Source organism: Nocardia sp. NPDC127606 (assembly GCF_042671725.1).
Lineage (GTDB): Bacteria > Actinomycetota > Actinomycetes > Mycobacteriales > Mycobacteriaceae > Nocardia.
In genome coordinates this window covers 27,726-46,927 of record NZ_JBHXWQ010000012.1, presented here as the reverse complement: position 1 = coordinate 46,927, position 19,202 = coordinate 27,726, and the positions used below count along the sequence as shown (strand labels likewise).

Genomic DNA, 19,202 nt, shown 5'->3' with positions numbered 1-19,202 from the left:
CGAGAACCGGTAGTGCCGCCGATCCGGAATCGGACGGTCTCCGAATTCATTCGGTTGTTCGACACCACTCTCGTCGATAGTCGGCCCAATCCTGTGGCGTGGCAGCGAAATCCACGTATAAAGCCACACCGAAATTCGCTCGGTCGACATCGGCGTCGGTCAGGCCGAGGCGAATTCCCCGAACCGCGGCGGCAACGGTCTCGGCAGCACCGTGATGGCCTGGGTCGTCGGCCCAGAAAGCGGGTGCACCCATCAAGAGATCGACCCCGTCCGGGGTCACCTCGGCGGCGAGTTCGGTCTGCTGCGCCACATACCCGCTGTAGAGAGCCCGGGTGGGCATCGCCGTGTCATAGGACATCACCGCCACCTGATCGGCGCGACGGGCAACCTCGGCGAAATAGGCTTGGCTCCACCATTTTCCGTGATCGGCGACAGCCGAACCCACCGAATGCAATCCCGGTAGCGGATCGATCACCGGCGCCGAGACCGACAGCTGTACGCGCGCCCCCGAGGTCACGACCCGAGTCGCGTCGAGCAGCGCGAGAAATCCCGGCGATCCGGACCGAATGGGTTCGAGGTCGTAGTGCACGCCGTCGAACCCGTAGGCCAGCACTCGCCGCGCCGACGCCACCACCCGCTCGCGCGAGGCCGCCGATTCCACATCCAGGCCGTCGAATTCGGGCTGCACGATGTCGCCCAGCCACGACTGCACCCGTATCCCCGGTAATCGCGCGTGCACCGCGTCGACGAACCATTGCGCCCGCGGCGCGAGATCCTCGCGCAGACTCCCGTCGTGTTCCAGCGGTCCCGTATGGACATACAGATCCCGAACTCCGGTACCTGCCAGCAACTTCCCGAGTCCGTCGATATCGGCGTCGGTCTTGCGCCCGTCCACCCAGGCATGCCCGAGCCAGACCGCGTCTCTCCCTCGCGTCCGCGCCTGTTCGGACTGTTCGCCGATGTTGTGCACCAGCAGGGCGGCTACCACCCCCGCCACCGGCAGCGTCACCACGAGAACCAGCGCGAGCGCGAGCACCGCACTCCGCGCCCACCACGACAACGCCCGCCACTTCCCCCGCATCACTCCCCCTTGTTCGAGTCCCCCGATGCTACCGGCAGGTACCGACAAGCAAACTTCCGACAAATCACCCGACCGTGAAACACTGTGCGCCGCTGGATAATTGAATGGAGCACAATGAAATACGCCGTAACCCTCGGTTCCGCCGTCATCGCGGCCTTCGCGTTCGCGATCGCCACGCCGACCGTCGCAGCAGCGCAGCCCTCGAACTGCCACGACTCCTACACTCCGTGCCTGCCCATCGTCAGCGATGTGGACTGCGAAGGCGGCAGCGGCAACGGCCCCGTCTACACCGGCCGCGTCAAGGTGATCGGCCCCGACGACTACGGCCTCGACCGTGACGGAGACGGCATCGGCTGCGAGTGAACAGCACGAGGGGCGTGCGATGAGCGACATCGCACGCCCCTCGGGATCAACTCCTCAGCGGTTGCCTTCAGGTCCCCAGCCCTGGTCACCGGGCTTGCCCAGATCAGGACCATCCGGGTACCCGGGACCGCCGTAACCCTGTCCGCCCGTGCCCGGACCGCCGGTACCGGGACCGCCCGCAGGACCGCCGTAACCCTGTCCGCCCGCGGGCCCACCGTAACCCGGTCCGCCTGCGGGCCCGCCGTAACCGGGACCGCCCGCAGGACCGCCGTAACCCGGTCCGCCTGCGGGACCGCCGTAACCCTGTCCGCCTTCCGGACCGCCGTACCCCGGCTGCCCGCCGTATCCCCCTGCGGGCCCGCCGTATTGCTGCGGGTATCCCGGCTCCGGGGCCGTCGCCGCACCGGCGACCGGCCCACCGGTGACAACCCGGTAGGCATAGGTCGAGGCGATGATCGTCAACGGGATCGTGACGAGCAGGCCCAGGCCGCACAGCAGCGCGCCGACGATGTTGATACCGAACAGCGCCAGCGCCAGCAACAGCAGCGTTCCCGCATTGCTCGAGATCGCCGAGAAACTCGACTTGATCGCGGTGACAGCGTCCTGGTCGCGGTCGATCACGAACTGCATCGTCCACCAGGTGAAGAACGCGATGACCAGGCCCGGCAGCACGCACAGCAGCAGTCCGATGCCGGTCGCCAGACCGACCAGCAGGCCGGCGATGATCACCGCACCCACATTGGTGAACTGGAAGAACGACCCGAATCCGGGCTTGTTGCCATCGGTTTCGTGCAGCGAGCCACGCACGAATGCCGCCGAGATCAGATATCCGATCACCGTGCTCACGATGGTGCCGAGGATCTGCCAGAGCCCGAACCCGAAACTGACACCGCCGTCATAATCGGTGTCGCCGGAATTTCCGAGGCCGAACAGGAAGCTGATCACCGCCTGGATCAGGAAGGCGACGACCACCATCCCGATCCATACGAGCGCGTTGTCTTTGAATTTCGTCCACCCGTACCCGATGGCATCACCGACACTGAGCGTCGGTCCCGCCGGGGGATAACCGGGTTGCTGCTGTCCATATGTCATCCGAATCGCTTCCCCTCATCGTTCGAGACGGCCGCTGCCGCTCATATGAGTACTCCGATCCGACGTCACGGTCACGCCGACACAGCCGATCATGACATATGGAAAACGCTACTTGTCGGTGTTCTCGCGCTTCGGGAGTTTCCAGCCGGGACGAGGAAAATGGCAGGTGTAGCCGTCGGGGTAGCGAATCAGGTAGTCCTGGTGCTCGGGCTCAGCGTCCCAGAACGCGCTCGCCGGGGTCACCTCGGTGACGACCTTGCCCGGCCACAGGCCCGACGCGTCGACGTCGGCGATGGTATCGAGGGCGATACGGCGCTGATCGTCGTCGAGATAGAAGATCGCGGAACGGTAACTGTCGCCGAGATCGTTGCCCTGGCGATCCTTGGTGGTCGGATCGTGGATCTGGAACAGGAACTCGAGCAACGCGCGGTAATCGGTCTGCGCCGGGTCGTATTCGATCTCGACGGCCTCGGCGTGACCCGGGTGATTGCGGTAGGTCGGATTGTCGTTGGTCCCGCCGGTGTAGCCGACCCTGGTGGCCAGCACGCCGGGCTGACGACGGATCAGATCCTGCATGCCCCAGAAGCATCCACCGGCCAGAATCGCCTTACGAGTGTCGCTCACACATCCTCCTTCATGAGGGCTCAACGGTCGCACAAATCGGCCACAACCGCCTCTATGGAACACCGGTTTCAGCGCCGGAATTCCCGTCAGTATTGTTGCCGCCCGAGCGTTACCTCAGCAATGTCGGAGTGCACTTTCAGGTACATCCAGGAAGCAGGAGGAAGACGGCGCGATGCCACGGTTTGTCATTTCCCAGTGTTTGGCGATCGGATTGGCGACAACAGCTCTGATGGGGCCGGTGGTGGGCAGCGCGGGGGCGCACCCCGGCGCCGACGACTCGATCGCGCAGGACGCGGCGCCCTGCGAAGAGGCGAGACAGGCACGACAGAACAACCAGGGAGTCCGAGGGGCCACCCCGGTGGCCGCGGGCCAGATCGACGCGGTGCTGATCACCGCGAAGAACCGCACGCCGATCGCGGGCGGAAAGATCGTCCTCACCGGCATCGACGCGTGTGGCGACAATATTCACCGGCACATGTCCACCGGCGCCAACGGGCAGGTGAGTTTCCGCGGACTACAACCCGGCCGCTACCGGCTCACCGCTTACCGCAACGACTCGGCGACGCAGTCGGTCACCAAAGCCGATGTCGACCTGTCGACTCCGTCGCTCAAAACGATCCAATTCACCGCCGACTGATCTAGGCGGTCGGGCCGGGCGGTGACCGCCCGGCCCGAAACCTGTTGACCCCCAGCGCGGTCGCGTGTCCCGTGATAGAACTCACTCCAGAGTTGAAAAGGGGTGGTTTCCGCATGGAACCGACAACTGAACAGCGGGCCGCGCTGGGCATGATCTGCGATACGTTTCTCCCTGGCGACGGGCTCGGATTGCCCGCCGCGACCGACATCGGCGCGGTCGACACGATCTTCCGGATCCTCGGGCGCAATCCGCGCGAAGCCGAGAAGAAGCAGCTGGCAACGCTGCTGGGACTGTGGGATTCTCGCCTCTTCGGCCTGTTCACCGGCAGCGGCTTGCGCCGGTTCTCCACCCTCTCGCAGGAGCAGCGCGAGGCAGCCCTGCTGCGCCTGGCCGACTCCGGCCTCGCCCCCGCCCGGGCGATCTTCCAGGCTCTCAAGCAGGCTTCCCTGCTCGCCTACAACGTGAGTCCCGGTCCCACCGGCACGAATCCGCTGTGGGCGGAGATCGGCTACCCGGCGCCGGCCGGCCGACTCGACACCGCCCCGAAGCCGCCGCTGTCGCCGCTGCGGTTCACCGAATCCACCGCGCTCGAGTGCGATGTCGTGGTGGTCGGCTCCGGCGCCGGTGGCGGCGCCGCCGCGGCGGTGCTGGCCGAAGCCGGCCTCGACGTGATCGTGCTCGAACGCGGAAACTATTACGACGACCAGGATTTCGGCAACGGCGAACTCGACGCGCTGACCAGCCTGTACGCCCCGGGACCCGCCGCCTCGGCGGAAGGCCAGATCACCCTCGTCGCGGGGACCTGCCTCGGCGGCGGCACCGTGGTCAACTGGAGCACCTCGCTGCCGACACCCGACCCGGTCCGTGCCGAATGGGCCGAGACCGGCGTGCCGCAGTTCGCCGAGGACGAGTTCGGTGACGCGCTGGCCGCCGTACAGAAGCGGATCAGCGTCACCGACGGCAAGTCGCCGCTCTCGGCGCGCGACGGCATTCTCGAACGCGGCGCGCGTGCGCTCGGCTGGGATGTCGATACCCTGCCGCGCAATGTCAGCGATGCCTGTGACGCCGGAATCGAGTGTGGGCGTTGTGGTTACGGCTGCCGCCTCGGCGCCAAGCAGTCGGCGACCAAGACCTGGCTCGCCGATGCGGCCGAGCACGGCGCGCGCCTGGTGGTCGACGCCGACGTCCGCGCGATCACCGTCAAAGCGGGTCGGGCCGAATCGGTTTCGGCGGTCACCGCCTCCGGAGTCGAGATCACGGTCCGCGCCAAGGCGGTCGTGGTCGCCGCGGGCGCGATCCAGACACCGGCGCTGCTGCGACGATCCGGTTTGCGCAACAAGAACATCGGCCGGCATCTGCGCCTGCATCCGGCCGCGGCGGTCTTCGGCGTCTTCGACGACGACGTCCGCCCGTGGGAAGGGGCGTTGCAGGCGCGCATCAGCAGGCACCACGCCGACCTCGACGGCAACGGCTACGGCGTGATCTACGAGACCGGCCCGGTCCATCCCGGTCTGGCCACCGGCTTCATGAGCTGGCGCGGCGCGGCGCAACATCGGGCCACCATGCTCGATTTCGCGCGCACGAACTCGATCGGCATCATCACCCGCGACCGCGACCCCGGCAGCGTCTCGATCGACAAGTCCGGCGAACCGGTGGTGAAATACCAGCTGTCCGACTACGACGCCGCGCACCTGCACACCGGCATCGTCGGCGCCGCCTCCATCCTGGAAGCCGCGGGCGCGCAACGGATCTATTCCGGTCATCAGGCGGGCATCTCCTTCGAACCCGGCACCCGCGGTTCGCTCGCCGAATTCGACGCCGCGGCCAAGAAGGCGGGCTACGGCCCCGGCCGCTGCTCGATGGGCGCCCTGCACATCATGGGCTCGGCCAGGATGGGCGGTACGCCGGAGCTCTCGGCGACCGACCCGGACGGCGCCACCTGGGATGTGCCGAACATCGTGGTGGCCGACGGGTCGAGCTTCCCCACCGCGCCCGGCGTGAACCCGATGGTCACCATCGAGGCGATCGGCTACATGAACGCGAAGCGGCTCGCGGCCCGGCTGGGTTAGTGGTCCTCCGATATGTAGTGGACACGTAGTGTGGTGGGTACACATGTCATAGATCCGCCCGCGGCCGGGCAGGTGCGAATTCGCGGAAAGGGCTGAGATGGACAAGGCGACGCAGTTGGTCGAGTTCGAGACCATGCTTCTGGGCCGCCACAGCCTGAGATCGCGCCGCGGGCCCGACGCCATGGACCGCAGCGCCTATATCTTGCTGAGCAGGCTGCGGATGGGTGGGCTGATGTCCATCGGCCAGCTCAGTGACGCACTGGGCTTGGATGCCTCGACTCTCAATCGGCAGACCGCCGCCATGATGCGGACCGGTGCGATCGAGCGGATTCCGGATCCCGAGGGCGGGATGGCGCGGAAGTTTCGGGTCACATCCAAGGGTGAGCGGCGGTTGAATGCCGAACGGGCCCTGATCGTCGATGCCCTCGACTCGATCCTCGAGGACTGGCCGGCCGAGGATATCGCCGCATTCGTCGGCTACCTGCGACGATTCAACACCGATATCGAACGCCGGTCAGGGGAGTACTGGCCACGGCCGCTCGCGGCGCTGCCCGCGGATCACTAGCGGAACTGCGACCTACATCACGATTCCTCGATCCGGTTCGCACGTTCAGCGATGTGTAATATACACATCTATTGCAGTATGCATATCTTGTGCTCTGTACATAACTTGCGTGTTTGTCGATAGGAGCGGTACGTGGGGATCTCGGAAAAGACGGCACGACCCGGGGTGGTCGTCGGCGTCCTCGCCTTCGGCGGCACCGTCGCCGCGATTACGCAGACGGCGGTGGTGCCGATCATCGGTCAGCTCCCGGAACTGCTCCATACCAGCGCTGCCAACGCCTCCTGGGTGATCACGGTGACGCTGCTCGTCGGAGCGGTGTTCACCCCGGTCGCAGGCAAGCTCGGCGACCTCTACGGAAAACACCGCATGCTGCTGGTCTCCGGTGGATTCCTGATCGTGGGCGCCGCGGTCGCCGCCATGTCCTCCTCGCTGGTCCCCATGCTGATCGGACGCGGAATCCAAGGCATGGGTGTCGGCTTGATCCCGTTGGGAATCAGCCTGATGCGCGATGTGCTTCCCGCGGAGCGGCTGGGTTCCTCGATCGCGCTCATGAGCGCGTCGCTCGGGGTCGGTGGCGCGCTGGGTCTGCCGGTGTCGGCCGCGGTCGCGCAATATGCGAGCTGGCGGGTCCTGTTCTGGGCCGCGGCGGCGCTGAGCGCGCTGATCGTGGTACTCATCGCGACCCTGGTTCCGGCCGAGGCGAAGCGCGGTGACGCGGGTGGACGTTTCGATTTCGTCGGCGCGGTGGGACTCGGCGCGGGACTGGTATTCCTGCTCCTTCCGGTGTCCAAGGGCGCCGGGTGGGGCTGGAGCAGTGCCACCACGCTCGGGCTGTTCGCCGCTTCGGCGGTGACCCTGGCCGCGTGGGGATGGTGGGAATCGCGGACCGTCGACCCGCTCGTCGATCTGCGCACCACGGCGCGACCGCAGGTGCTGCTGACCAACGCCGCCTCGGTCCTGGTCGGCTTCGCCATGTACGGCCAGGCGCTGATCGTGCCGCAGTTGATGCAGCTGCCCGCTGCCACCGGTCACGGCATGGGACAAACCATGCTGGGCATGGGTCTGTGGATGGCGCCGGGCGGCTTGATGATGATGGCGTTGTCACCGACGGGCGCGAAACTGTCGGCCGCACGCGGACCCAAGGTCACTCTCGCGGTCGGGGCGCTGATCATCGCCATCGGCTATGGCTCGTCGGCCGTGCTGATGGGTTCGACCTGGGGTCTGATGGCGATGGTCTGCATCACCAACATCGGTGTCGGCCTGGCCTACGGCGCCATGCCCGCCCTGATCATGGGTGCGGTGCCGCTGTCGGAAACCGCCTCCGCCAACAGCATCAATACGCTGATGCGCTCGCTCGGTACGTCGGTGTCGGCCGCCGTTGTGGGTGTGGTGCTGGCGAATATGACGACCGACTTCGCCGGGCACGCCGTGCCGTCGGAGGCCGGGTTCCATGTCGGCCTGCTGATCGGCGCCGCTGTAGCGCTCGTGGCGGCCGGTATCGCGATGACCATTCCGCGCCGACCGGCCGAGCCCACCGATCTCGATACCGAACTCGCGACACTGTCGACCCAGCCGGTATCGGTGGCGAAAGCCTGACGACCCGGCCTAGGACCGTTTGATCCCGGCGAGCACCGCCCGTAGGACGTCCAAGTCCGGGGCGGTGCTCACCTGGTTTCGTGGCGCCCGAGCGTGGAGTCGGCCCTCGTCGATCAGGTCGCCGATGAGCAGTTTCGTCGAGGTCAGGGGTAGGTGCAGGTGGGCGGAGACCTCCGCGACCGACAGTGGCGTACGGCACAACTCGACGATCGCGTCGTATTCGGGCGCGAGCAGACGTGAGCGGGCACCCGAGCGCGCGTCGACGAGCAGGGTGGTGAGCTCGAGGTCGGGGCGCTGCGCCTTGGCGCGCCCGCCGGTGACGGCGTAGAGGCGCACCAGCGGACCCGCCTCGTCCTCGTACCAGTGTTCGCGCTCGTCGCTCATGGTCGCGGCGAGACGGCGGGGAACTGGCCCGAGATCGCCGACTCGGGATCGGACGCCTCGGCCAGCGCCGACGGGATCAGCACCACGACCCGCATGCCGCCGTACACCGATTCCGACAGCCGCACCGAGATGCCGTGCCTGCCCGCCAGCGTGGCCACGACGAACAATCCGAGCCGCGAGGTTCCGGCCAGCGTGCCCACGCTGAACGCGGGTGGGTCGGCCAGCATCGCGTTGCGTTCGGCCACATCGGTTTCCGACATGCCCAGACCCTGGTCGATGATCTCCACCGCGACCCCACGACCGACCACGATCCCCGACACCGCCACCTGGGTCTCGGGTGGGGAGAAGGCGGTCGCGTTGTCCATCAGCTCGGCGAGCAGGTGGATCACGTCGGCGACGGCATGCCCGGAGACGCGCACATCCGGCATCTGCTTGGCCGCGATCCTGGTGTAGTCCAGGCTTTCCGCGATCGCGCCACGCACCAGCTCGAGCAGCGGGACCGGCTTGCGCCACCGACGGCCCGGCTGTTCGCCGCCGAGGATGATGAGATTCTCGGCGTTGCGCCGGGCACGGGTGGCCAGATGGTCGAGCTGGAACAGCAGATCGAGCTGATCGGCGTTGCTCTCGTCGCGCTCGGCGCGGTCGAGCAGCGCGAGCTGCCGGTGCACCACCACCTGGCTGCGGTGCGCGATGTCGAGGAAGACCGTGCTGATCCCCGCCTTGGTCTGCGCCTCGGCGACGGCGGCCGACATCGCGGCCACGTGGGCGCGGTTGAACGCCGCGGCCACCTGGCCGAGCTCGTCGGTACCGAAGTCCAGGCTCGAACCCTCCGCCGCGGTGTCGACGGTCTCCCCCGTCGCGACCCGGCGCATCACCGCCGGCAGCCGCTCGTCGGCGAGTTCGAGGGTGTCGTGGCGCAATCGGTGCATCCGCGCGATGAACCGATTCGCCATCACCAGCGCGATGAGGAACGCGGCGACCGCGGCGAGCGTGATCAGCGCGCCGCCGAGCAGCGCGCTGTCGGTGTCGCGTTCGCCCTGCTGTCTGGCGATGACGTGCGCGTCGCCGCTCTGGTCCTCCCACAGTTTCTGCAAGGCGAGGCCCACGTGCTTCGACGCGTCCTGCCAGTCGGCCAGACCGATCGGGAGTCCGGCCTCCCCGTCGCGTACGGATATCGGTCCGCGCAACAAGATGGCGTCCTGCATCGCGATCACCCGCTGCCACTGCGCACCGGCGGTGATCTCGGACAGCTGCGCCAGGCGGCGGCCTTTCAGAATGGTCGCGGAATAGGCTGCCTCGCCACGGAATTCGCCGACCCGACGGCCGAAATCGACCAACTGGGCAGCGCTCATCTCGCCCGTGGTCACTGCGACGGACCCGAGAGAGTCGGCTTGTGACAGCGCCTCCGCCGCACGCAATTGTTCTACGGCATAGCCCAGTTCGATGCCGACCCCGGCCTCGGGCGCGACCCGGGCGGCCAGCATCGACGCGGCGATGATCGTGCCGATCACCCCGGTGTAGAACCCGAATACCTCGTCGGCGGAAATCCGCAGGAATTCCACACCGGTGCGCACGGTCGGCACCATGGCGAACAGCTTGTTGTATCCCTCGATATCCTCCCGAGAACCATCGGGATTCAGCGCGCGAGCCGCGTCGCCTTTCGCGATCACCGCCGCGAGCGCCTCGTCGGAACGTTGCTTGGCCGTGGCCAGCGCGGGTGCCGACGACACGTCACCGGCCAGCCGCAACAGCGACAGCCTGCGCTCTTCCTGGAATGCCGACACCATGAGAATCGCGGGCGCGGTGGTACTGCTCGCCAATTCGGCCCATTCGGTGGAATCCCTGGCCGAATTCACCAGATAGACAGCTCCGCCACCACCGACCACCAACAGCATGACACTGGAGATGAGCACCATCGACAACAGCCGGATACGCACACTGACCCGGCCGCGAACACCGGTACGCCTGATCTTCAATCTGAAATCTTTCCGCTCCCCGGAACGCCCCGGCGCCCCGCTGCGTGCCGGTGCCGCTAATGGGCCACCCACCACGCGTGTCTCGCCGTGAGACTAACCGACGGCCCGAGCGTGCGCGCGATGTCGCGAATTGTCGAAACATATGGTGTATCAGGCAAACTCGCAGCATCTGAACAGGGTGCGGTTTATAGCGCCGCCGCACGCACCCGATGGCTCGACAGATGACTCAGCACCGCTTGATTCGCCTCCCAGCCGTCGGGGAACTTCACCGGCACCCCGAGGTGCACCGGGTCCGCGGAGGGGTGGGCGTCGAGGAGTTCGGGGATGCCCGCGCGGCCGACCAGGATGCAGGCGTGGCGGTGCCGGGAGGCCAGCACACACAGTCGGCCCGCCTCCAGGTGGAAGGCGCTGGCGTCGCGGCGGCCCGAGAGTGGGTGCAGCACAAGGGTGACGTCGTATTCGCGGCCCTGGAGGCGGTTGGCGGTATCGACGGTGACGGGTTCGGCGCGGGTGCCGCGCAAGGCGGTGCGGATGGCGTCGGCCTGGTCGCGGTGCGCGGTGCCGATCGCGACCCGATCGGTGGTCACGGGGTGACTGCCGGATTCGGAGTGGGCGGTGGCGCCGCGCTCGATCAGCCGGGCCGCGATCGCGGCGATCGCGGCGACGGCGTCACGGTCGGTTCGCAGGGTGTGCCGGGCAGGCAATTCGTACCAGCCCCAGCCGGATTCGGCCGCCTCCTCCAGTACCGCGTCGACCGGCCCACCCAGGCCGCGGGTCGTGAAATCCATGCGCCGGTCCCCGAATCCGGTGCCGGACTGGAATTCGGTGAAGGGGTAGAACGCTTTCGACACCACGGGTGCGGCGGTGGCGGGCAGCCGCCAGGACACGGGCAGCCGATGGGTGGGGATGTGTTCGTTGTTGGCCAGCATCACGCTGACCGCGCTCATCGTCGGATCCCAGGTGAGACCGGCCCAGCGCGCGGTTTCGACGGTCGCGAAGGGGTCGAGCTGTCCCGGGTCGCCGACGAACAGGCCGCGATCGAACCGATTCGCGATGCGCAACAACATGTCCGAGCGCATCTGGTACGCCTCGTCGATGATCGCGTGCGACCAGCTGCCCTCGGTGATGGTGGCCCACTTGGCCGCGGTGCCGATGACGATGGTGCGGTCGGCGAGGTCGCCGGGTTGCTTGGCGACCCGGACATTGCCGTGCCGGTCCACCCGATCGCTCACGACGTAGGCCGCGCTGGACAGCCGCCCGATCCGCAGTGCGGGGTCGGCGGCGGCCAACCGGTCGATGAGGTCGTCGACCTGCTCGTTGGTCTGGGCGACGATCATCCGCTGATCGCCGTCCTCGGCGAGCTGGCGAGCCGCGCGCACGACCAGCGTCGACTTGCCCGCTCCCGGTGGGGAGTCGACGACGATCGCGCGATGGCTCTCGTCGCGCAGGTCGGTGAGAATTCCCGCGACGGCCTCGTCCGGTGTGGTCACTGGAGTTCGTCCCCTTCCTCGTCGGCAGGCGGGGTCCACTCCGGCGGCGGACCGCCGTGGGTCCACGGAGTCTCCTCGCGCGCGGGCAGATTCAGCATCCCGTTGAACGGTGTCGGTTTGAAGCGGGCGAAACCGAGGTCATCGCCTTCCTCGGGGACACTGCCCGGCTCGGCGACGAGTTTGCGCCCCATCCCGCCGGACAGTTCGAGAACGATCGTGTCACCGTCGATCTCGACGACGAGCCCCGACTGTTTCGGCCGCTCGACGCAGGTCAGTTCCTCCCCGGTCACGGCGACGAACGGGTCGGTGGTGCGAATGTGGATGTGCGGACGCAGTTTCGGGCGCGATCCCGAACGATCGAGGCGTTCCGGCTCGCTGTGGGTGACGGTGCCACGGAAAGCCGCTCCGCTGACACGGTGCTCGAGCATGCGCAGCGGATCGTCGAAAGCGCACTGCCCCTGCAAGGCTTCCAGCGCCCGTTCCCGCTCCAGCAGTCTGCGCACCGCGGGAACGGCGGAATCGCGGCGGGCCTGCGGAATCCCCTCCGCGACATCGGCGGCGAAGCGGGAGAACGCACCGCGATCATCGGTCCACCGGTTCTCGACGCTGGCGCCTTCGGGCAGTGCGCTCAGCAGCTCGATCGAACGCCACATCAGCTGCCAGGTGGGCTCGAGCTGACCGCGCAGCGAGCGCTCGAGCCGTTCGGCCGCGACAGATCTGGCGGAGTCGTCGAGTGCGGCGTTGTAGGCGGCGATCAGCGGCGCGAGTTCCTCGTTGTCGAATCCGGGATCGGTGGCCGGACCCGCGGGCGGCGACAGCAACGGATCCTCTGCCAGGGCAGCGGCTTCCGCGCCGGTCAATCCGGGCGGCGGATCGATCCAGCCGAGCAGGGCCGCGAGATTGCCGTCTTCGAGCGTGGACTGGCCCGATGCCCAATGCGACGACAGCGCCGTTGTCATCGCGGGCAACACCGCCGAACCTGGATGTTCGGCGCGATCACCGAACCAGGTGAGCCAGCGCCCGAGCAGCGGAATCGACTCCGGCACAGGGTTGTCCCCATCGATCCGGTGAAACCGCACCGAACGCCCCAGCAGCTTCAGGAAATTCACGCCGCCGGGGTTCGGTGTCCACATCTGGGGTGCGTCGAGACACCGCGTGTAGGTCTCACCCGCCTTGCTGGTGAGTTCCTCGGTCTCGACGAGAAATGTCGAGAGATAGGGCAGCACAACATCAGCCAGTTGCTCGATGAACCGCAACCGCAACACGCGGTCGCGCGGCTGTGGCACCGTCAGCACGTTCTGGTCGCCTGCCGAGGTGCCGATCATGATCGCGACCGGCGCCGCCGCCTCCCCCGCCAGCCGCAACGGCACCGCGACCAGCGGCCGCTCGGCGAGGTGGAGATGGCGCACCGCCGCGGTCGCCTGCGCACGGCCCGCCCGCACGGCCTCGGCCTTGGCCAGGGCCGCCAGGACGCTCATCCGGCGATCTCCCACCGCAGCCGATGGGCGGTCCGCAGCATGGCGGTGATGTCGGTGTGCTCGGGGCCGGGTTCCAATGTCCCGTCGGCCAGGCCGAGGACCGTGTGAATGTTCTCGATGCCACCGACCACATCACACACCCCACGGCCCAGCGCATCCACCGAACCGCAGGTGCGGGCCTCGTCGCGGCAGGCGAACGCGAGCTCGCAGCTCGACATGCACTCGGGGGCGTAGCGAGCCGGGATCGCGGCGATCGTCTTCTCGAGGTTCTCCCCCGGCGCGAAGGTGGCCTCGGGCGGCAGCAGGTCGAGCAGGTCGGGAATCGCGGTGAGCCTGGTCAATTGGCGCGAGACCGTGGCGAGTTGCTTGCGCAGATCGACGAGTTCGGCGGTCGGGCGATTCGAGAAATCCTTCGCGCAGACCAGAATCACATTGTGCGACACGATCTCCGGTGACTCGCCGATCTCGGCCATCAGCTCGCGCAAGGCGATCACGTACACCGCGGACTGCCGCGCGGCGGCCGCCACCTGCGCCGGATCGGCCTGCCCGTCGATCACCGGGAAGGCCTTGACCTCCACCACATGGAACTTGCCGTCCAATTGCACGGCCACCACATCGGGTTCCAGATAGGCCGTCGCACCGGCGATATCGAGGCGCAGCATGGGGTGGTCGAACAGGGTGCCGTCGCCCGCCGCGATCGCGCTCTTCAACAATTGCCTGGTGCGTTGATAGCGCACCGCGTTGCCGGTGTTCTCCCCCACCGAATTCAGGTCATGGTAGGCGACTTCGGGAATCGTGAGTCCGAGTTTGTCACGCAACAGGGCGAGCAGTTCCGCGCAACCGTTCGCCTTCACCATCGCCTCGAAAGCGTTGCCGCGCGTAATGGCGAACTGGGACTGACCGAATTGTGGCGGGAATCCCAGCGATTGGGCGATCACGGTCTTGTCCACCGCGGCCGCGTCGAGCAGGGCGCGGCGGGCACATCCGGGATTGGCCGTCAGCGCGGCGATGGTGCGGGCATTGTGCCTGGTCGCGGGCGCTTCGCCGCGCAACTCGTCCAACTGTGCTGCGAGAGTGCTCATTTCACCTCGATTCGTCGCCGATCGGCTACGCCGAGCCGAACACCGAATAGTTGTGCGGCCGGATCCGCCAGCTGATCCGCCGCCCGACGCGCGGCCGAATTGCGCTGCCTCGCGTCCTCGTCCTCGTGCACCGCGAGCTCACGCCGCGCGGCCTCGATCACCTTCGCCGGGTCGAGCGAATCCGGGGCGGTGGAGATGCCAGGAATCGACACGGCGAGCCGCCACAGTACGCGCAAACCCGACGTTTCCCCCGCAGGCTGCGCCGAAAGATGTTCGGCCAAGCGAATAGCCGACACCAGCAGCCCGACCCGTGGACTCAACGGGCCGACCATCCGCCGTTCCAGTGGCCACGAACTCACCGCCATCAGACCGCGCGCGGGGGCGAGCAGATCCGTGGTGAGCGCCGCGCACAGGTAGTACGGGCGGGCGTACGGCGCCGACCGGAAGGACCGTTCCTCGTCACGGCGCAGGCTCGTCAGCCGGGCGGGCAGCAGCTCGCCGGAGAAGAACGCGTCATGGGTAGCGAGCACCAATTTCGGCGACGACGGCACCGACAGCAAGGTCAACGCGCGATGCACGTGTTCACGCACCGGCACCCCCGGCGCCTCCGACGCCTCTTCCGGCATCGAACCGAGAACCGCCGCGTCCCAGGCCAACTCGGCCCTGCGTAGTTCGGCGCGCAATTGCCTTGCCCCGGCCCGATCCCCACCGGCGGCCGCCCGTCGCACCTCGGCCCGCAAACCGGAGATGCGCACCTCCAGCTCCTCGGCCGAGTCCGTCACGAGTCGGAGCGTATCCACAGCTACCAGTATTGTCCAGTAATTCCCAGTATTTCCGGAGCAGCCGAACCGAAGTGCCGCACACCCGCACACCCGGACTCGTGATGCGAGCACCGATAGCGACCGAATAACCTGGGGCAATGACAGCTGTTGCAGATCGTTCACTCGGACCGGAATTGGCACGTACCGAAACCATCGCCACGGACACCGACGTGCTGGTGATCGGGTTGACGTCCTCGGAGAACGGACCGGCCATCGTTCCCGCCGACCTGTTCGGCGACGTGCTCACCGCCGAGGTTCGCGCGGAACTGCTGGACGCTCTCGGCTCGGTCGGCGCCAAGGGCAAGCCCGAGGAGCTCACCCGGGTGCCCGCGCCCGCCGCGCTGGCCGACGTCACCAGCGTGCTCGCCGTCGGACTCGGCGCGGCCGACAAGGTCGACGCCGAACAGGTACGCCGCAGCGCCGGTGTCGCCGGTCGCGCGCTCACCGGCACCGAACTCGTCGCCACCACCCTGTCCGGCATCGATCTCGGTGCGGCGGCCGAAGGGTTCTACCTCGGCGCGTACACCTTCTCGTCGTTCAAGTCCAAGAGCGCGCCCAAGCCGGACGAGCGCCCGGTGGTCCGCCTCGAATTGCTGGTGCCCGGACCTGAATTCGGCACTCTCGAGCTCCTGCGCGCACAGCTGGTCGCCGAAGCGATCGCCACCGCACGCGATTTCGTCAACACCCCGCCGAGCGCGCTCTACCCGGCCGAGTTCGCCGAGCGGGCCCGGATCCTCGCCGTCGGGGCGGGCCTCGAGGTCGAGGTGCTCGACGAGAACGCGCTCGCCGCAGGCGGCTACGGCGGCATCATCGGCGTCGGCCAAGGTTCCTCGCGTCCGCCGCGCCTGATCCGGATCACCTACGCGGGCGGCCCGAAGAAGATCGCGCTCGTCGGCAAGGGCATCACCTTCGACACCGGCGGCATCTCGATCAAGCCCGCCGCCAACATGGAGAACATGACCTCCGACATGGCGGGCGCCGCGGCGGTCATCGCCACCGTGCTGCTGGCCGCGCGGCTCGGCCTGCCGGTCACCGTCACCGCGACCGTCCCGATGGCGGAGAACATGCCCTCGGCTACCGCGCAGCGCCCCGGCGACGTGCTCACCCAGTACGGCGGCACCACTGTCGAGGTCATCAACACCGACGCCGAGGGCCGTCTCATCCTGGCCGACGCGATCGTGCGCGCGGTCGAGGACGAGCCCGACTACCTGATCGACGTCGCCACCCTAACCGGCGCGCAGATGGTCGCGCTCGGCACCCGCACCCCGGGCGTGATGGGCACCGACGAGTTCCGCGATCGCGTCGCCGCGATCTCGCGCTCGGTCGGTGAGAACGGCTGGGCGATGCCGCTTCCCGCGGAACTGCGCGCCGACCTCAACTCCAAGGTCGCCGACCTGGCCAATGTCGCGCCGCACCGCTGGGGCGGAATGCTCTCGGCCGCACTGTTCCTCAAGGACTTCGTGCCCGAGGGCGTGCAGTGGGCCCACCTGGACGTGGCCGGTCCGGCCTACAACACCGGTGGACCGTTCGGCTACATCGGCAAGGGTGGCACCGGCGTTCCGGTGCGCACGCTGATCACCGTGATCGAGGAGATCGGCGCGGAGTAGTCACTCCTCCAGCTCGGCTTCGCGAGCCCGCCGCTCCTCGATGCGGCGGCGGGCATCGAAGTCGCGCATGCGTTGCGGGTAGCCGGTGCGGTTCACGTCGTAGACGGGAATCTTCAACGCGCCGGCCAACCGCCGCGCGCCCTTCTCCCCGACGATGCGACGGGTCCACTCACCGTCGGCGGCCACCAGCACTGCTGTGACATCGGTCACAGTCGTTTTGGGTTCGACGAACGCTTCGACGCCGCGCCGCGTCCGCGCCCAGTCCGCCAAGGCACTCACTTCCGACGCGGTCTCGCGAGCGCCTGACCTGCTCGCACCGCGCCCACCACGGAAACGATCCAGCAAACCCATTCGGCTCGACCTCCTACATTCCGGCGGAATTCTGCTCACCGCCGTACATTCCATGGTGCCAGCTTCGCCCGGATCGCCGCCCTGCGCTACACCCGCGACGGACGAGTGCAAGGATGGTTGCCGGAACAAGAACCAACGTTTCCCGGGTGCTCCGCCGAGACCGGTGGGGTGGACGAAAGCCGCGACCCGCGACGGATGTCCGCCGGGTACACACTCAGAGGAGTCAGAGGACATGGCCTTCTCCGTCCAGATGCCAGCCCTTGGTGAGAGCGTCACCGAGGGCACGGTGACCAGGTGGCTGAAGCAGGAAGGAGACACGGTCGAGGTCGACGAACCGCTGCTCGAAGTCTCCACCGACAAGGTCGACACCGAGATCCCGTCGCCGACCGCGGGCGTGCTCTCCAAGATCGTCGCCCAGGAAGACGACATCGTCGAGGTCGGCGGTGAACTCGGCGTGATCAGCGATGCCGGCGAGACCCCCGCCACCGCTCCTGAGCCTGCTGCCGCACCCGCCGCGCCCGAGCCGGCCCCCGAGCCCGCGCCCGCCGCGCAGGCACCTGCCGCCGAGGCCCCCGCCCCGGCCGCCGCGCCTGCCGCCTCCGCTGCTTCCGGCACGTCCGTGAAGATGCCCGAACTGGGCGAGTCGGTCACCGAGGGCACCGTTACCCGCTGGCTCAAGGCCGTGGGTGACACCGTCGCCGTCGACGAGCCGCTGCTCGAGGTGTCCACCGACAAGGTCGACACCGAGATCCCCTCGCCGGTCGCGGGCACGCTGCTCGAGATCACGGCACAGGAAGACGACGTCATCGATGTGGGTGGTCAGCTGGGTGTGATCGGTAGCGGTCAGCCCGCGGCCGCCGCGCCCGCACCGGCACCGGCTCCCGCCCCGGCACCTGAGCCCGCCCCGGCGCCCGCGCCTGCGCCGGCCGCCGAGGCCCCTGCACCGGCGCCCGCGCCGAAGCCCGCTCCGGCACCGGCTCCCAAGCCCGCTCCGGCACCCGCGCCCGCCGCGTCCGCTCCTGCCCCGGCGTCGTCCAACGGCAGCACGCCGTACGTGACTCCGCTGGTCCGCAAGCTGGCCGACGAGAACAACGTCGACCTGTCGACCCTCACCGGTTCCGGTGTCGGCGGCCGCATCCGCAAGCAGGACGTGCTCGCCGCCGCCGAGGCCAAGAAGGCGCCCGCCGCCGCTGCGGCTCCGGCCGCTGCCGCCGCACCCGCGCCCGCGGCCAAGCAGTCCGCCGCCCCGAAGCTGGCCGCCCTCGTCGGCACCACGCAGAAGGCCAGCCGGATCCGCCAGATCACCGCGACCAAGACGCGCGAATCGCTGCAGAGCACCGCGCAGCTGACCCAGGTCCACGAGGCCGACGTCACCAAGATCGCGCATCTGCGTCAGCTCGCGAAGGCCTCGTTCAAGGCGCGCGAGGGCGTCAACCTGACGTACCTGCCGTTCTTCGCGAAGGCCGTCGTCGAGGCGCTCGGCGTGCACCCGAACGTGAACGCGTCCTACAACGAGGACACCAAGGAGATCACCTACCACGCGTCGGTGCACCTGGGGATCGCGGTCGACACCGAGCAGGGTCTGCTCTCGCCGGTCATCCACAACGCCAGCGACCTGTCGCTGGCCGGCCTGGCCCGCGCGATCGCCGACATCGCCAACCGCGCGCGCAACGGTGGGCTCAAGCCCGACGAGCTGTCCGGTGGCACCTTCACCATCACCAACATCGGCAGCGAGGGCGCGCTCTTCGACACCCCGATCCTGCTCCCGCCGCAGGCGGGCATGCTCGGCACCGGCGCGATCGTGAAGCGCCCGGTGGTGGTGACCGACGAGGCCGGTGGCGAGTCCATCGGCGTGCGCTCGATGGTGTACCTGCCGCTCACCTACGATCACCGTCTCATCGACGGTGCCGACGCGGGCCGGTTCGTCTCCACCATCAAGCACCGGCTGGAAGATTCGGCGTTCGAGGCCGATCTCGGCCTGTAGTC

Annotated in this window: 17 protein-coding genes; 7 read left to right on the top strand and 10 right to left on the bottom strand. The window is 68.1% G+C overall.

Features of this window, described 5'->3' with window-relative positions; translation table 11 throughout:
* Positions 1-46 precede the first annotated feature (46 nt).
* Positions 47-1,081 (bottom strand): hypothetical protein, encoded by a 1,035-nt coding sequence (locus tag ACFVJ5_RS33645; protein ID WP_379226480.1) that lies wholly within the window; start codon positions 1,079-1,081, stop codon positions 47-49.
* 114 nt (positions 1,082-1,195) lie between these two features.
* Between ACFVJ5_RS33645 and ACFVJ5_RS33640 the strand changes: the two genes are divergently transcribed.
* Positions 1,196-1,444, top strand: coding sequence for a hypothetical protein (locus ACFVJ5_RS33640; protein ID WP_379226478.1), 249 nt, complete (start codon positions 1,196-1,198; stop codon positions 1,442-1,444).
* A 54-nt stretch (positions 1,445-1,498) separates the two neighbouring features.
* On the opposite strand, the gene ACFVJ5_RS33635 is transcribed toward ACFVJ5_RS33640, so the two are convergent.
* The gene (locus tag ACFVJ5_RS33635) at positions 1,499-2,536 is read right to left on the bottom strand and encodes a hypothetical protein (RefSeq protein WP_379226476.1); all 1,038 of its coding nucleotides are present in this window, start codon (positions 2,534-2,536) and stop codon (positions 1,499-1,501) included.
* 108 nt (positions 2,537-2,644) lie between these two features.
* Positions 2,645-3,160 (bottom strand): peptide-methionine (S)-S-oxide reductase MsrA, encoded by a 516-nt coding sequence (gene msrA / locus ACFVJ5_RS33630; protein WP_056816640.1) that lies wholly within the window; start codon positions 3,158-3,160, stop codon positions 2,645-2,647.
* Between the two features lie 172 nt (positions 3,161-3,332).
* Between msrA and ACFVJ5_RS33625 the strand changes: the two genes are divergently transcribed.
* The 4 genes from ACFVJ5_RS33625 (at position 3,333) to ACFVJ5_RS33610 (ending at position 8,027) form a co-directional block, all read left to right on the top strand.
* A complete protein-coding gene (locus ACFVJ5_RS33625; protein ID WP_379226474.1) occupies positions 3,333-3,797 on the top strand; it encodes a carboxypeptidase-like regulatory domain-containing protein in 465 nt (154 codons plus the stop codon).
* Between the two features lie 113 nt (positions 3,798-3,910).
* Complete coding sequence (locus ACFVJ5_RS33620) at positions 3,911-5,866, top strand: GMC family oxidoreductase (protein WP_379226472.1); 1,956 nt, start codon at positions 3,911-3,913, stop codon at positions 5,864-5,866.
* A gap of 97 nt (positions 5,867-5,963) precedes the next feature.
* Complete coding sequence (locus tag ACFVJ5_RS33615) at positions 5,964-6,431, top strand: MarR family winged helix-turn-helix transcriptional regulator (RefSeq protein ID WP_379226470.1); 468 nt, start codon at positions 5,964-5,966, stop codon at positions 6,429-6,431.
* Positions 6,432-6,563: 132 nt separating this feature from the next.
* A complete protein-coding gene (locus ACFVJ5_RS33610; protein WP_379226468.1) occupies positions 6,564-8,027 on the top strand; it encodes an MFS transporter in 1,464 nt (487 codons plus the stop codon).
* 9 nt (positions 8,028-8,036) lie between these two features.
* Here the strand turns inward: ACFVJ5_RS33610 and ACFVJ5_RS33605 are convergent, their stop codons facing one another.
* From ACFVJ5_RS33605 to ACFVJ5_RS33580, 6 genes are all read right to left on the bottom strand, one after another.
* Entirely contained in the window at positions 8,037-8,411 is a 375-nt protein-coding gene (locus tag ACFVJ5_RS33605; RefSeq protein WP_379226466.1) for a DUF742 domain-containing protein, read from the bottom strand.
* Positions 8,408-10,387 (bottom strand): nitrate- and nitrite sensing domain-containing protein, encoded by a 1,980-nt coding sequence (locus ACFVJ5_RS33600; RefSeq protein ID WP_379226464.1) that lies wholly within the window; start codon positions 10,385-10,387, stop codon positions 8,408-8,410. The genes ACFVJ5_RS33605 and ACFVJ5_RS33600 overlap by 4 nt, the downstream gene beginning before the upstream one ends.
* 185 nt (positions 10,388-10,572) lie before the next feature.
* A complete protein-coding gene (locus ACFVJ5_RS33595; protein ID WP_379226462.1) occupies positions 10,573-11,877 on the bottom strand; it encodes an AAA domain-containing protein in 1,305 nt (434 codons plus the stop codon).
* Positions 11,874-13,355, bottom strand: coding sequence for a hypothetical protein (locus ACFVJ5_RS33590; protein ID WP_379226460.1), 1,482 nt, complete (start codon positions 13,353-13,355; stop codon positions 11,874-11,876). Before ACFVJ5_RS33590 ends, ACFVJ5_RS33595 begins: the two co-directional genes overlap by 4 nt.
* Positions 13,352-14,437, bottom strand: a complete 1,086-nt coding sequence (locus ACFVJ5_RS33585; protein ID WP_379226458.1) for a hypothetical protein — start codon at positions 14,435-14,437, stop codon at positions 13,352-13,354. The genes ACFVJ5_RS33590 and ACFVJ5_RS33585 overlap by 4 nt, the downstream gene beginning before the upstream one ends.
* Positions 14,434-15,219 carry a hypothetical protein gene (locus ACFVJ5_RS33580; RefSeq protein ID WP_378636463.1) on the bottom strand — a complete coding sequence of 262 codons (786 nt, stop codon included), beginning with the start codon at positions 15,217-15,219 and terminating at the stop codon, positions 14,434-14,436. The genes ACFVJ5_RS33585 and ACFVJ5_RS33580 overlap by 4 nt, the downstream gene beginning before the upstream one ends.
* 137 nt (positions 15,220-15,356) lie before the next feature.
* Between ACFVJ5_RS33580 and ACFVJ5_RS33575 the strand changes: the two genes are divergently transcribed.
* Positions 15,357-16,865: a leucyl aminopeptidase gene (locus ACFVJ5_RS33575; protein ID WP_379226456.1), complete on the top strand. Its 1,509-nt coding sequence runs from the start codon at positions 15,357-15,359 to the stop codon at positions 16,863-16,865.
* Here ACFVJ5_RS33575 and ACFVJ5_RS33570 read toward each other — a convergent pair whose 3' ends face one another.
* Positions 16,866-17,216: an oxidoreductase gene (locus ACFVJ5_RS33570; protein WP_378636459.1), complete on the bottom strand. Its 351-nt coding sequence runs from the start codon at positions 17,214-17,216 to the stop codon at positions 16,866-16,868.
* A 232-nt stretch (positions 17,217-17,448) separates the two neighbouring features.
* Here ACFVJ5_RS33570 and sucB point away from each other — a divergent pair, with 232 nt between their 5' ends.
* On the top strand, positions 17,449-19,200 hold the full coding sequence (gene sucB, locus ACFVJ5_RS33565; RefSeq protein WP_379226454.1) for a 2-oxoglutarate dehydrogenase, E2 component, dihydrolipoamide succinyltransferase: 1,752 nt from the start codon (positions 17,449-17,451) through the stop codon (positions 19,198-19,200).
* Positions 19,201-19,202 lie beyond the last annotated feature (2 nt).

Bases quoted from the DNA above. Each gene is read 5' to 3' on its own strand.
- ACFVJ5_RS33645 (WP_379226480.1), bottom strand. From the start codon at position 1,081: ATGCGGGGGAAGTGGCGGGCGTTGTCGTGGTGGGCGCGGAGTGCGGTG.
- ACFVJ5_RS33640 (WP_379226478.1), top strand. From the start codon at position 1,196: ATGAAATACGCCGTAACCCTCGGTTCCGCCGTCATCGCGGCCTTCGCG.
- ACFVJ5_RS33635 (WP_379226476.1), bottom strand. From the start codon at position 2,536: ATGACATATGGACAGCAGCAACCCGGTTATCCCCCGGCGGGACCGACG.
- ACFVJ5_RS33625 (WP_379226474.1), top strand. From the start codon at position 3,333: ATGCCACGGTTTGTCATTTCCCAGTGTTTGGCGATCGGATTGGCGACA.
- ACFVJ5_RS33620 (WP_379226472.1), top strand. From the start codon at position 3,911: ATGGAACCGACAACTGAACAGCGGGCCGCGCTGGGCATGATCTGCGAT.
- ACFVJ5_RS33615 (WP_379226470.1), top strand. From the start codon at position 5,964: ATGGACAAGGCGACGCAGTTGGTCGAGTTCGAGACCATGCTTCTGGGC.
- ACFVJ5_RS33605 (WP_379226466.1), bottom strand. From the start codon at position 8,411: ATGAGCGACGAGCGCGAACACTGGTACGAGGACGAGGCGGGTCCGCTG.
- ACFVJ5_RS33590 (WP_379226460.1), bottom strand. From the start codon at position 13,355: ATGAGCGTCCTGGCGGCCCTGGCCAAGGCCGAGGCCGTGCGGGCGGGC.
- ACFVJ5_RS33585 (WP_379226458.1), bottom strand. From the start codon at position 14,437: ATGAGCACTCTCGCAGCACAGTTGGACGAGTTGCGCGGCGAAGCGCCC.
- ACFVJ5_RS33575 (WP_379226456.1), top strand. From the start codon at position 15,357: ATGACAGCTGTTGCAGATCGTTCACTCGGACCGGAATTGGCACGTACC.
- ACFVJ5_RS33570 (WP_378636459.1), bottom strand. From the start codon at position 17,216: ATGGGTTTGCTGGATCGTTTCCGTGGTGGGCGCGGTGCGAGCAGGTCA.
- sucB (WP_379226454.1), top strand. From the start codon at position 17,449: ATGGCCTTCTCCGTCCAGATGCCAGCCCTTGGTGAGAGCGTCACCGAG.